General features: G+C 47.7%; 18 protein-coding genes and 1 riboswitch. Of the genes, 5 read left to right on the forward strand and 13 right to left on the reverse strand.

The window, feature by feature from the left end; translation table 11 throughout:
* Positions 1-28: 28 nt before the first annotated feature.
* The 3 genes from OWN49_RS03400 to OWN49_RS03410 form a co-directional block, all read right to left on the reverse strand.
* Complete coding sequence (locus tag OWN49_RS03400) at positions 29-187, reverse strand: YjcZ family sporulation protein (protein WP_070081640.1); 159 nt, start codon at positions 185-187, stop codon at positions 29-31.
* Between the two features lie 91 nt (positions 188-278).
* Entirely contained in the window at positions 279-476 is a 198-nt protein-coding gene (locus OWN49_RS03405) for a hypothetical protein (protein ID WP_176283259.1), read from the reverse strand.
* A gap of 285 nt (positions 477-761) precedes the next feature.
* Positions 762-1118, reverse strand: a complete 357-nt coding sequence (locus tag OWN49_RS03410; RefSeq protein ID WP_015388440.1) for a DUF1360 domain-containing protein — start codon at positions 1116-1118, stop codon at positions 762-764.
* 170 nt (positions 1119-1288) lie between these two features.
* Between OWN49_RS03410 and OWN49_RS03415 the strand changes: the two genes are divergently transcribed.
* From OWN49_RS03415 to cotZ, 5 genes are all read left to right on the forward strand, one after another.
* Positions 1289-1675, forward strand: a complete 387-nt coding sequence (locus tag OWN49_RS03415; protein ID WP_003154992.1) for a spore coat protein — start codon at positions 1289-1291, stop codon at positions 1673-1675.
* 37 nt (positions 1676-1712) lie between these two features.
* Positions 1713-2027, forward strand: a complete 315-nt coding sequence (locus OWN49_RS03420) for a hypothetical protein (RefSeq protein ID WP_003154993.1) — start codon at positions 1713-1715, stop codon at positions 2025-2027.
* Between the two features lie 92 nt (positions 2028-2119).
* Positions 2120-2620 (forward strand): spore coat protein, encoded by a 501-nt coding sequence (locus OWN49_RS03425; protein ID WP_044802820.1) that lies wholly within the window; start codon positions 2120-2122, stop codon positions 2618-2620.
* A gap of 150 nt (positions 2621-2770) precedes the next feature.
* A complete protein-coding gene (gene cotY / locus OWN49_RS03430) occupies positions 2771-3253 on the forward strand; it encodes a spore coat protein CotY (protein WP_061890540.1) in 483 nt (160 codons plus the stop codon).
* 147 nt (positions 3254-3400) lie between these two features.
* A complete protein-coding gene (gene cotZ, locus OWN49_RS03435; RefSeq protein WP_061890539.1) occupies positions 3401-3844 on the forward strand; it encodes a spore coat protein CotZ in 444 nt (147 codons plus the stop codon).
* Positions 3845-3902: 58 nt separating this feature from the next.
* On the opposite strand, the gene OWN49_RS03440 is transcribed toward cotZ, so the two are convergent.
* From OWN49_RS03440 to OWN49_RS03485, 10 genes are all read right to left on the reverse strand, one after another.
* A complete protein-coding gene (locus OWN49_RS03440) occupies positions 3903-4511 on the reverse strand; it encodes a CotO family spore coat protein (protein WP_070081637.1) in 609 nt (202 codons plus the stop codon).
* 97 nt (positions 4512-4608) lie between these two features.
* The gene (gene fabI, locus OWN49_RS03445; protein WP_003155001.1) at positions 4609-5385 is read right to left on the reverse strand and encodes an enoyl-ACP reductase FabI; all 777 of its coding nucleotides are present in this window, start codon (positions 5383-5385) and stop codon (positions 4609-4611) included.
* A gap of 130 nt (positions 5386-5515) precedes the next feature.
* Positions 5516-6328, reverse strand: coding sequence for a bifunctional hydroxymethylpyrimidine kinase/phosphomethylpyrimidine kinase (gene thiD / locus OWN49_RS03450; protein WP_070081636.1), 813 nt, complete (start codon positions 6326-6328; stop codon positions 5516-5518).
* A 22-nt stretch (positions 6329-6350) separates the two neighbouring features.
* Entirely contained in the window at positions 6351-7361 is a 1011-nt protein-coding gene (gene thiF, locus OWN49_RS03455) for a thiazole biosynthesis adenylyltransferase ThiF (protein ID WP_014304797.1), read from the reverse strand.
* On the reverse strand, positions 7358-8128 hold the full coding sequence (thiG, locus tag OWN49_RS03460) for a thiazole synthase (RefSeq protein WP_176283257.1): 771 nt from the start codon (positions 8126-8128) through the stop codon (positions 7358-7360). The genes thiF and thiG overlap by 4 nt, the downstream gene beginning before the upstream one ends.
* The gene (gene thiS / locus OWN49_RS03465) at positions 8125-8328 is read right to left on the reverse strand and encodes a sulfur carrier protein ThiS (RefSeq protein WP_003155008.1); all 204 of its coding nucleotides are present in this window, start codon (positions 8326-8328) and stop codon (positions 8125-8127) included. The genes thiG and thiS overlap by 4 nt, the downstream gene beginning before the upstream one ends.
* Entirely contained in the window at positions 8325-9434 is a 1110-nt protein-coding gene (gene thiO, locus OWN49_RS03470) for a glycine oxidase ThiO (protein ID WP_176283256.1), read from the reverse strand. Before thiO ends, thiS begins: the two co-directional genes overlap by 4 nt.
* A complete protein-coding gene (gene tenI, locus OWN49_RS03475; RefSeq protein WP_061890947.1) occupies positions 9418-10035 on the reverse strand; it encodes a thiazole tautomerase TenI in 618 nt (205 codons plus the stop codon). The genes thiO and tenI overlap by 17 nt, the downstream gene beginning before the upstream one ends.
* Complete coding sequence (gene tenA / locus OWN49_RS03480) at positions 10013-10720, reverse strand: thiaminase II (RefSeq protein WP_003155011.1); 708 nt, start codon at positions 10718-10720, stop codon at positions 10013-10015. Before tenA ends, tenI begins: the two co-directional genes overlap by 23 nt.
* Before the next feature lie 87 nt (positions 10721-10807).
* A riboswitch (TPP riboswitch) is annotated at positions 10808-10916 on the reverse strand.
* Between the two features lie 53 nt (positions 10917-10969).
* Complete coding sequence (locus tag OWN49_RS03485) at positions 10970-12814, reverse strand: monovalent cation:proton antiporter family protein (RefSeq protein WP_077722061.1); 1845 nt, start codon at positions 12812-12814, stop codon at positions 10970-10972.
* Positions 12815-12830: the final 16 nt, after the last annotated feature.

Genomic DNA, 12830 nt, shown 5'->3' on the forward strand with positions numbered 1-12830 from the left:
CCGCGCTTATCCAAAGTCTTGCTAAGGTTTAGCCAAAAAAGGATGCACCGACAATGATCAGAAGGATGAACAATACGACAACAAGAACAAATGTTGAGCCGTAGCCGCCTCCGACATAGCCGCCTCCGTATCCGCCGCAGCCGCCGTAACCGTAGCCGCCGCCGAATCCGCCATATCCGAATCCCATATCTAAGCACCTCCTTTACTCTCTATACTCTATGTGAGCCGACTTGTTTGGCTTGGATAAATGCATAGGGCCGGTGCGGATTTCATTCATTTTATTGAGAATGCTCATTTTTCTTCAGTTTCGATTCTGTTTCGGCGGCAAACACATCTATCCATTCCTCAAAGCGCGATCCCGCTTCATCAAACTCAGACAGCTGTTTTTCAATAGATAAGATATAGTTGTCATGCTCCTGCTGATTTTGATTGTGCCGGCGGTATTTACCGTTTATGAATGATTCAAATATATTCATAACATCCCCTCCTCCTATGATCTATGCCGGACAGAGGCCGGCGTTCGGCAAAAAACAAAAAAACCGGAAGCTCCGGTTTTTTAAAAACGGCTATTTCGGTTTTTTCTTTTGGCCGCAGCCGCAGCCTTTTTTCTTAATTTTTTTTTCGTAAGGCTGATGCACAGTTGATTTGTATGGAGAGTGTTGGGAAGGTTTGCTTGATTGATTCATGGTGATCCTTCCTTTCCTTATGTCATATATGCCAGTTTATGCCGAAAGTGACGGTAAGTTGCTGGTGGAACCGCCTTATTCCTGCAGAAGACGAGAAACCGCAGCTTCAATGATCCCGGCCGCGCCGGCTATGGCTAACAGCAAAATCAGCCATTGCGCGGCCTCGGGGATCACAATCTGCGCCGCAATTAAAAAGGCGGCGCACCATACGCCCGTACACCAATAGCAGCTGAGAAGTTCACCGATAAATGCCCTGATGCCTTTTCCTTTTATGACAATGTAGGTTTCTGTCGTGCCGTCGGGTGCGGTTTCTGTTTTTTCCTCGTGAAAAAGGCTCCGAAGCGGCGCCATAATGGTGTCAAATACGAAAAGCCTGGCCAGCCGGAAAACGGCAAACGATAACAGAATAAATGAAAGCCAATTGATAACCACCTGTTCACTCCTTTTCAAAACATGACCTCTTTATACATATGCGAAAACCCTGATCTTCATGAATCGCACCTTGTCCGGCAAAAAAATAGGTGCGGTTTAGTTGTTTTTCTTATTCCGCTCGGCGTTTCATTTGCATTATATAGAGTATGAATGAGAAAGGAGTGAAGGTTATGTCGTTTGAAGAAAAAGTCGAAACACTGCAACCGCAAATATACGAACAATTATCCAACGAATTCGAGCAGACGATCGAAGTGATTGATTGCGAAAATGTCACAATAGATACAACACATATAACGGCCGCTCTTTCTATACAAGCCTCAGTTACTACGGCGATTATCCTCGCGACACAGCTCGCGATCGCAGATGAAGACACAGCCGACCAAATCGCAACCGAACTGCTGATCCTGGATGATTGCCAAATAAAAAAGAGGACCGTCATTCAAGTCCTGAACAGCCGCAATATTAAAATCACACTGACAGCAGACGATATCATGGCCTTTGTACAAATTTTGTTTCAATTATTAAATATACTTTTTGCTGAACTAGACATCCTTTAACCTTTCTTTTCAAATATTTAAATAGAGGTGAGAACAAATGGCAGATAACGAAAAATTAAAAAAAGAACTCGAAAATCTACCAGAAGTGGATCCGCTTTTAAAGGTGCTTGTCAGCAATGTCTTCAAAAAACACGGCGTGACAAAGGATAAAATGCGGGAAATACCTGATGAAGAAAAAGAAATGCTGATCGCATTAGTCAAAGACATGCAGGCAAAAACAGAAGCTTTTCTTGAAAGCCAGAAACAGAAAAAAGAGCAGGAAAAAGCGCAAGAACAGCAGACAAATCCGCAAACCCGCAGAGAACAATTAATCGAACAGCTCCGGCAAAGACGCCAAAATCCCGGTCAATAACTAAAAAATAGTGATTTTTATCAGGATAGATGCCTGAGTCAAAATAAGAGGCCGGCTCATTTAATAATAGTAAAAGAAAAGGAGGAATAGATATGGAAAGCAGACCATACTCTTGGGTTGCACTTGATCCTGAATGCGAACATCCGCGAGAAGAAAAAGAAGAAAAAGAAGGAAGAAGATGTAATGTTTGCTGTAACGGACATGGATTTGGCGAAGATAATGCCTTCCTTGACCAAGACCTGGCTCAGGCGAATCTCAACAAACAAGTTTCTGAAGAAGCGATTATTATCAGAGACTCTTGTGATATTAACGTGACGTCAACAGACGTTCAAGCAGTCGCTTCAGTCATGACAGCGATTAATGCAGCAGTCGTAACGGCCACTCTCACTTCAATTGCTGACGGAGTCATCGCCGAATTGGTCGCACAAGACTTATTGCAGCTAACAGCTAACAAACAAATCAACCGTCAAAAACTGCTCATCGAAAACTCCCGCGGCGTAAACGTGACAACAGTAGATGCCGATATCGCAGTGTTGATCTCAACAGCCACAAATTTACTGATTGCTGTCTTAGTCATCACCCTCGTCCTCTAAAAAGAAAAAGCAGAGCTAAAAATGCTCTGCTTTTTCTTATTTTCTCCGCATATGATGAATATATAGACGTTCACCCACACCAAGTGAGGCTCGCGTACATATGTTGTTAAAGACAAAAGTCAAATACCCTAAAAGAAGGAGCTGAAATCCATGAGCTGCGGAAAACACCATGGCCGAGATGAAAGTTGTGTATGCGATGCAGTCGAGAAGATTTTAGCAGAACAAGAGGCTGTTGAAGAACAATGCCCGACTGGATGCTATACGAATCTTTTGAGCCCGACGATTGCAGGTAAAGACACCATTCCGTTTCTCGTATTTGATAAAAAAGGCGGATTGTTCTCCACATTCGGGAACGTCGGAGGATTTGCGGATGACAGCCAGTGCTTTGAGTCCATTTTCTTTCGTGTAGAAAGACTATGCGATTGCTGCGCGACGCTGTCAGTATTGCGCCCCGTAGATGTGCACGGCGACACCCTCAGCGTCTGCCATCCTTGTGATCCTGATTTCTTCGGTTTAGAAAAAACAGAATTTTGCATTGAAGTTGATCTGAGCTGCTTCAGCGCCATTCAGTGCCTTTCACCGGAGCTTGTTAACCGGCCTGAGCCGCACAAAGAGAAAAAGCATCACGGATAGTCATTGATTCGCATCTTTTCTAAAGAGAATCCCCTTCCAATCTTCTATTACAGATGCAATCATCAGCCCGCCCGGACTTCCGGGCGGCTGACTCTCCGATATCGTTTAATCCGGTCCCATTTAAAACGTTAAGGCAGGAGGGATATTATGAACCAGAAAACAACATACTGTGTGCGTGAAGCGGTAGAAAATATTGAAGACCTGCAAAATGCGGTCGAAGAAGATTGCCCGACAGGCTGTTATTCTAACCTTTTATCTCCGGCTTATACATTAGGCAATACAGTGCCGTTCGCCATCTTCACCTCAAAATCGAAACCGTTCACCGCATTCGGAAACGTCGGCGAGCTGGATAACGGTCCGTGTTTTAATACCGTTTTTTTCAGAGTTGAAAGGGTCTGTGACGGCTGTGCCACATTAAGCCTGCTTATTGCTTTTGATGAGCATAAACACATTCTTGATTTTACAGATAAAGACTCTCTCTGCGATGTATTCCGTTTAGAAAAAACGAACTATTGCGTTGAAGTCGATCTTAATAGCTTCTGCGCCATCAATTGCCTGAACCCGAGACTGATCAACCGCACACATTCTTAAATCAAAAAGCATAAAAATAAGCTGCCGGATTAAAGAATTCAGGCAGCTTTTTGTATGGTTAAAATCCAAGCGGATGCAGCGAGGTGATATCGTCTATTGCGAGTTCTGCCGGCGCTCCGTTGCTTGTCGTCCGCAGGAAGATCGCATTATTTTTTCTGCCGACGATTACGCCTCTGTAGGTTTTTCCGTTGGCTTCTATCAGACAAAGGGTCCGCGGCATATTATGCGGCAGCTTCGTTAAGAAATCAATTTTTTCAAGAATGGACATTCTGCTCATCGGCTTTTTCACGCGTTTTGGCGGAACCTTTTCCTCTGGGGCGGCATTGTGAACCGCTTCAGGCTCTTTTTCAGCGGCATCAGGCTCTTTTTTAGCGGCGTCAGGCTTGGCAGTGTCCTGCTCCGCTTGCGCCGGAACTTCTTGAACGGCTTCTTCTGAGCGGCTGTGCTGTTCAGGTACTTGCTTTTCTGGTTCGACAGCCACTGCTCCTTCAGGCTGAGTTTTACATTCTTCCTCCCGCTTTCCATGCATCGGCTCTTCTTCCGGCGGCTGCGGCGCTTTCCTTTTTTTGATTAATATGTCCTGCATTGATGATTGCGTGTCTGAATAATCCGCCTGAACAATATACATGAGCGGTTTTTTTTCCGCGTTTCTGTTTTGTTTTGACATCTTCATCCCTCCGATTCTGTCATGTTTTATTTATATGACGGAATGATTAAAATCAGAAGAAAGAAAAAAGCAATCCCTGAAAGGGACTGCTTGTTATTTAACGTGCGGTAATATGGAATCCTGAATCCACGTGAAGATTTTCGCCCGTGATGCCTCTTGACAGGTCACTGAACAAGAATGCAGCCGTGTCGCCCACTTCTTCAGGTGTTGTCGTGCGGCGCAGCGGCGCGCGCTCTTCAATTTCTTTCAGGATAGAGTTGAAATCACTGATTCCTTTTGCAGACAGCGTACGGATCGGCCCTGCTGAAATGCTGTTGACGCGGATGTTTTCTTTTCCTAAGTCAGCGGCTAAATATCTCACGCTCGCATCAAGAGACGCTTTTGCCACACCCATTACGTTATAGTTTGAAACGACGCGCTCTCCGCCGAGGTAAGTGAGTGTAACGATGCTTCCGCCTTCAGTCATAATCGGACGCGCCGCTTTTGCGACCGCTGTCAGAGAGTAAGAACTGATGTTATGCGCAAGCAGGAATCCTTCGCGGTTCGTATTTAAATATTCGCCGACAAGCTCTTCTTTGTTTGCGAACGCGATGCAGTGCGCGATGCCGTGAATCACGCCGACCTGCTCTTTAATGCTTGCAAAGCAAGTTTCGATCTCAGCGTCATTTGTCACATCACACGGAAGGATGATGGAATCATTTCTTTCTAATGTAGCCGCAAGGTCATGAACTGATTTTTCCAAGCGCTCTCCCGCGTAAGTGAAAATGAGGCGCGCTCCGGCTTCATGCAGCGAACGGGCGATTCCCCATGCGATACTGCGTTTATTGGCAACGCCCATCACAACGATGTTGCGGCCTTCAAGTGAGAAATTCATATGTATAAAGCCTCCTGTAATCGTCTTAAAGACATAGTTTTAGTACCTGATCTTAATTTTTATCATATCATAACCTTGTCCAGATTGAAAGCATGGGAAAAAGACCGCGGATGTTGACGCGGCCTCTTTTTTATCTCGTCTGCAGACTGTTCCTTTTAAAGGCAAAATGATTGGTCGGGCCGTGTCCCGCTCCGATGCCGAGCGTATGTTCCACGGCTTCCCGCACAAAATTGACGGCTGTCTCAAACGCGGTCTGAATGTTTTTCCCCTTTGCCGTTTCCGCCGTCAGCGCGGCTGCGAACGTGCAGCCTGTTCCGTGGGTGTGTTTCGTGTCAATATAAGCGTGGCTGATTTGGGTAAAAGACGAACCGTCAAATAATAAATCAACGATTCTCCCCTGTTCAGGCTGATGTCCGCCTTTTATGATGACATGCTTTGCCCCAAGCTTGCAAAGGCGTTCTGCCGCTTTTTTCCGGTCCTCAAACGTGCGGATTTCCATCCCCGTCAATACCTCAGCTTCCGGAACATTCGGCGTCACCGCATAGCTGCGCGGAATTAACAGCTCTTTTAACGCGGCCTGAGATTCCTCACGCAGCAGGGAAGCGCCTCCTTTGGCAATCATGACGGGATCGGTGATGAGATGATCAAGCCCGTACTGATCCGTTTTTTCCGCAATTTCCGCAATCATTTCCGCGCTCCACAGCATTCCCGTTTTTACAGCGTCAGGCCGCAAATCTTCCGCCACCGCGTCAATCTGGCTGCCCAGCGCCTCCCGGGTGAGCGGATAAATGCCGTGAACGCCCAACGTGTTCTGGGCGGTTACCGCTGTAATGGCTGACATCCCGAAAACGCCGAGCTCCTGAAAGGTTTTGAGATCCGCCTGTATACCGGCGCCGCCTCCTGAATCTGATCCGGCAATCGTCAATGCTTTGCATATGCTCATGATGTTTTTCGCTCCTTTCGCATTATCCGATCCATTTATGATAAAAGGATTTCGCTCTGCTGATATCACTTGTGCCGTGTATTAATGCTCTGCCGTCACGAAACAGTACCATCTTGAAATTGTCTGTGCAAAACGAAATTAAATACGGGTTGGCTGAAACATCAAGCCCTGCCCGTCTGAGCTGTCCCGCAAGGTTTTGCAGATCAAACTGTTCGGAAATCCCCGTTCTGATCTGCACCGTGTTCCGTCCGCACAGAACCGCCGCTTTTGTCTGATTTTCATAGGATAAAAACGGAAAATCGTTTGTGCCGCAGCTTGGACAATCAGCCGACTTAAGACGGGCGACGTTTATTTCTGACCGTTCATTTTTCCATAAATCAAAGGAACGGAGAACATGCTCGATAGATCCGCCCGTTAACAGCTTCAGCGCATCTGCTGCCTGAAAAACGGCCGTCTGCAATACAGCCGGGCTGATGATTCCCGCCGTATCGCATGTCATACCGCCTAAGGGCAATGTCTCAAGCAGACAGTGAAGGCACGGCGTGACACCGGGAATGACGGTAAAAGAGAGCCCGTAGCTGCCGACACAGGCGCCGTACAGAAAGGGAATTCCTTTCTGCACAGCCGCATCATTCACAATCAGTCTCGTTTCAAAGTTGTCGGCGGCATCCACGATGAGGGAGGCATCACGAATCAATCCGGGTGCGTTTTCCGCAGTGACATCCATGACAAATCCCTCGACCTCTACATCGCTATTTATAGATCGAAGCCGTTTTTCAGCCGCCGCGGCTTTCGGCATTTCCTGTCTGACATCGTCTTCGGTATAAAGTTGCTGGCGCTGGAGATTACTCCACTCCACATAATCTCTGTCAGCGATCGTTACCTTCCCGACCCCTGCTCTGACAAGCATCTCCGCACTTGCCGTCCCAAGCGCACCCGCGCCGATAATCACGGCATGAGATGACCGGAGCTTCTCTTGGCCGGAGGGACCGATCGGCTGAAACAGCTCCTGTCTGGAATATCTGTCCGTCATACCGGAAGACCGTCTCGCGGACTGCTTGCAGTTCCGTAATCTTTCACCGGAATTCTCCCGGCTTCATAAGAAAGACGGCCCGCTTCTACGGCAAGCTTCATCGCCCGGGCCATTTTGACCGGATCATCAGCGCCTGATACAGCGGTATTTAACAGCACGCCGTCAGCCCCGAGCTCCATCGCGTAGGCGGCGTCTTTTGAAGATCCGACGCCGGCATCGACAATGACCGGCACCTTCGCCTGTTCAATGATAAAAGAAAGATTCAGCGGATTTAAAATTCCCTGACCGGAACCGATCGGCGAAGCGCCCGGCATAATGGCATGCACTCCGAGCTCCTCAAGACGTCTTGCGAGCACGACATCGTCTGACGTATACGGAAGCACGATAAATCCCTCTTCGAGCAGCTGTTCTGATGCTTTCAGCGTTTCAACCGGATCAGGCAAAAGTGACCGGCTGCATCCGATGACTTCTACTTTTATCATGTCACAAAGCCCTGAAGCTTTGGCAAGCCTTGCGATTCGGACCGCCTCTTCAGCCGTTGCGGCGCCGGCCGTATTCGGCAGAAGCGTGTATTTAGACAAGTCAAGCTGTTCGAGAAAGTTAGGCTGAGACTCTTCAAAGATGTTCATCCGCCGCACCGCAAAGGTTAAAATATCTGATTCCGAGAAGGCCACCGCCTCTTTCTGAATCTCAAAACTCGGATATTTTCCCGTTCCTAACAGCAATCTTGACCGAAACTGTTTTCCGCCTATTGTTAACATCCTCATCCGCCTCCTACAAAATGGACAATTTCTATGACATCGCGGTCACACAAACTTGTATTTTCATAATTCTTTTTTTCAATGATTTCTTTATTTCTCTCCACAACTACGATTCTTTGATCAAGCTGGTACGATTCAAGCAAATCCTGAACCGTCCCCTCTTTTCGATTCCAATCAATTTGTTTTCCGTTCAGCTGAAGGATCATATATGAACAGCCTCCTTGCGATCGATTCGAAACGCTTCTTCCCATTCCCGTTTGACTTGTTGCCCCAAGATCATATCCCGCACCATTACAGCCGTTGCCGGCGCCAACAGGATGCCGTTCCGAAAATGGCCGGCGGCGAAGATGATGCCGCTGTCTTCAGGATGCCGCCCGATAAACGGCTTGCCGTCTTTTGTTCCCGGCCTGAGCCCCGCCCAAAACCGATCTATTTTCATATGTTCGATGGCGGGAAGCATGGTTTTCGCTTTTGCAATGACGGCCTCAATTCCTCCGATGTCAGGCGTATCGCTCCAGTCACCCTGTTTCATCGTGGCGCCGATGACAAGCCGGCCGCTTTTTCTCGGGACGACATAACAATGATCATGGTAAAGGGTTTTGGTCAGCGGGGTATCGTCATTCCACACGGAAAGGCATTCTCCTTTCACAGGAAAAAAAGGCTGTCCCAAGCCGAGCTGGCTGAAAAACCGGCCGCTCCATACACCGCTTGCAACTGCGACTTTGTCAGCATAAACATCCCCGCCGGACGTTGTGATGCAATATTCTCCGTTCACCCGTTTTACGGAGGTGACTTGTGTATGCTCATATATGTGAGCGCCATAGCGCCGCGCCCCTTTTGCATACGCTTTGCAAACATAGTACGGTTCGACATGGACATCGTCTTTTATAAAACTGGCACCGAGAATGTCTTTTGAAGCGTAAGGCTCTTTTTCAAGGGCATCTTCCGCTGAAAGCCAAGTGACGGAAGGCAGATCATCCATCTTCCGTAAACGGGCGATATCTTCTTCGGTACACGCCAGTTTAAGCATTCCGCCGTTATGGCGCCTGATGTCAATGCCGCAAGCTTCCTCAAGCTCTTGCCCCGCCGCTTCATACAGCCTTTGACTGTGCATGGCAAAATCAAAAAACGCATCCCGTTTTTCACATTCCGCATGAGCGCCCAGCATTCCCGCGGCAGCGCTTGTCGTTTTTCGGCCGACTTCTCCGCCTTCAAACAAGACAACGTTCTGCTGCGTCTTCGCCAGCTCATAAGAAATGGCGCACCCGATAATTCCGCCGCCGATCACCGCCGTATCATAGTGTTTCTTCATAATCGGCCTCCCTTACCGCGCGTGCATACCGTTTTGCCGCCTCCTCAGGATTTTCAGCTGAGAAAATGCCTGACATGACGGCAATTCCGTCCGGCTTCGCCTGCTTTGTGTGTCCGATCGTCTGCAGTGTCATTCCGCCGATTGCGATAACGGGGATGGAAAGCGTGCGTTTGATCTCTGAAAGCAGGCTGATGCCTCTTGCTTCAAGTCCTTGTTTACATTCGGTTTCAAATATATGGCCGAACACCACATAATCCGCATCTTCCTTTTCAGCTTGGATGGCTTCTTCCAGCGAATGAACCGAACGTCCGATATGAAGATGGGGAAATCTGCTTCGCACCTGTTTTACGGAAAAGCTGCGGGACGGAAGCTGAACACGGTGTATGTTGGCAAAAAGCGCGATATCCGCCCTGTCATTGATGATCAATTTGTCCTTATCCGCACCGCCCTTTTTCAAAAGGGACAAAAGCTGCATGATCTCTCCCGCTGTTTTATCCCGCTCACGGATATGGATAAAGCTCACTTCGCGCTGAATCGATAGAATATCCTCGGCCAGCTCGGCAACGGGTTTGCGATTATCAGTTACCGCGTGCAGCTCCAAAGGATTCCACCTCTTTTCCGTCCTTCTCGGACCAGCCTTCTTTTTGATAAGCCATTCCCCAAAATTGATATTCATAATAGCTTGAAATCACAAAATTCTCTTTCATTTTTGCGCGGATTTCCTCTGTGCTGTTTTCAGCAATCTCATCAAAACGGCTGATCTGTTCTTCGACCTGCTGTCTGAACCAGTCTCCGCCGTATGTACCGATCCATTTTTCATAAATCGGATGCTCCGGTTTGCACTCTTTTAAGTGTTCGCCGACTTCATAATAAAGCCAATAACAGGGCAGAAGCGCAGCTAATATTTCTCCAAAATTGCCGCTCATCACCGATCTGTACATATGAGACGTATAAGAATAGGCGGTCGGTGCCGGTTTAAATGCCGCACGCTCTTCTTCCGTAATTCCTAAAAGCTCCGTAAACTCGCGGTGCAGCGCCATTTCCGCTTCATATGTCCCTTGAGCGTGGCCCGCCATCCTGCCCGTCGTAAACAAGTCTTCGGCATATGCGGCGCCGAACGCCTGAACTTTTGCAAAATGCGTCAAATAGTAGGAATCTTGCAGCACGTAATAGCTGAAACGGTCAATCGGCAGGCTTCCGTCACCGATTCCCGTTACAAACGGATGAACAAAACTTCCGTCCCACCATTCGGCAGCCGCCTGTCTGCATTCTTCAGAAAATGTCATCATGTCTTCCCCCCTGATAAAATAAAAAAACCACTTTCCCGCATCGGAAAAGTGGTTTGGAATTTAAATGGATAAAAGGAACCCCAAAAAAATACCGCTCCACTTCCCTACGCAGGTCTGAACCTGTTCAAGTTATGAGGGTCTAAAAGTCTCACTTTTATCTCAGCCCTTATGAAGGACACCCCTAGTGGTCATACGATTAATGATTTATTTGTTATGCCTTCTATATTATCACGAATTGCAATTTGGTCAAGCTTCAAGGATTTTTCTCAGTTCCGACACGTAGTTGCGCGAGCCCGTGACGATGAGACGGTCTCCTGTTTTCAGCCGCGTGTCTCCGTGCGGAACGATGCTGTCCACACCTCTGAAAATCCGGACGAAAATCACATCGCCCATCAGCGGAAATTCCCGCAGAATGATGCCGTTATACGCCGGGTTTTCCAGATTGATCTGATATAACGAAGACTCCTCATTCGTCAGGAGGCTCATCACGCCCGGCGCCTCAATTAACGCGCGCAGCAGCGTTTTTGTAGACATAAGGATAGAAAAAATACTGATGCCCTCTTCTTTCAGTTTTGTTTCATGCTCAACCGAGCCGACGCTTGCGATGATACGCTCAGTCCCTTTCTCTTTCGCTAGTAAGGCGATTTCAGCGTTCACATCTTCATTTCCCGTCGCCACGACAAGAATATCCGTTTTAAAAATACCGTGCGACTCAAGCGTGCCGGGCTCGTAATCAGAAATCGTGTCAACTGAAAAAACGGATTCCGCAAGCGTTTCCCCGGCATTTTCCTGATACACATGGACGACCCGTACTTCATATTCCTCCTCTGGCAATTCCAGCGTAACCGGGAGCGTCATTTGATTGGCGCCGATAAATGTAATGCGCTTTTTTTCCTGCGGCGCGCTTTGCCGTTTGAATAATTTCTTAAAGCCGATCGGCGTGATGATGCTGGCAATAACCGCAACTAAAGTCAGCGCGCCGGACATATTGGCGCTGATAATGTGGAGCCTTTCTCCGATCGTAGCCGCCGCGATAACAAGCGACAGCGTGGACGTCAGCAAAAAGCCCGAAGCAAACACGGTTCTTTTGTCGTACCATTTCGTTAAATAAAACACCGGGAACATTTTGCTGATAAACAGCGCAAGCAGAAGAAGCGGAATCATCGTTAATGTTTTCGGATCTTGGAAAAGCGTCCAAATGTCCAATTTCACCCCGACCATGACGAAAAAGATCGGAATTAAAAACCCGTAGCCGAAGGAATCCAGCTGTTCCACCATTTCTTTATTCGGAGACAGAAGCGATACCAGAACGCCTGCCAAAAACGCGCCGAGAATATTTTCCGCCCCGAGAGATTCCGATAAAGCGACAAGCACGATAATCAGTGTGAAAATGGCTCTCGTGCCGATCTGCACAGTGCCTTTAGACATCGACTGCACAAATGAACGGTGTTTAAAGATCCTGCCGAAGAAATACAGCACGACCCCCGCGGCAAAGAGAATCAACAGAAGCCACATATTTCCGCTGTCTTCTCCGTAAAGAGAAGAGAAGAAAGCGAGCAGAATCATTGTAGCCAAGTCCGCGATAACGGCGACAAGCAGGATAATCTGGCCGATATTGGAGTTCATGATCCGTTCTTCTTTTAAAGTCGGGACCACCACACCGAGTGATATCGTCGAAATAATAAGCGTCATTAAAAATGCGTTTTGTATAAAACCGGCTAATACAAAGGCATAGGACAGCAGCAATGATAAAATAAAGATGCCGAAAAAGATAATCAGTGCGGCAGAAAACGTGTTGGGCGCTTCCTTGCCGTTCGAAAGGAATTGTTTTTTCTTCCCTTTCTCAAATGAAGAAAAATCAATTTCCAAGCCGCTTAAAAACATTAAAAAGATAAAGCCGAGAACAGACAGCGTCTCCAGCCACGTGTCTCCCTGAACGACAAGATTCAGGCCGCTTTTTCCGATAATAAGCCCCATGATGATCTCCGCGACGACGACGGGGATGCTGAGCTTAAACCGATGTAAAAGGAGCGGCGTCAAAAAAGCGACGATCAAAACGACGACTAAAGATGCGACTGATGTGTGTTCCATTTGTAAATACCTCCTT

The organism is Bacillus sp. NEAU-242-2 (assembly GCF_027853835.1).
GTDB classification, from domain to species: Bacteria; Bacillota; Bacilli; order Bacillales; family Bacillaceae; genus Bacillus; species Bacillus velezensis.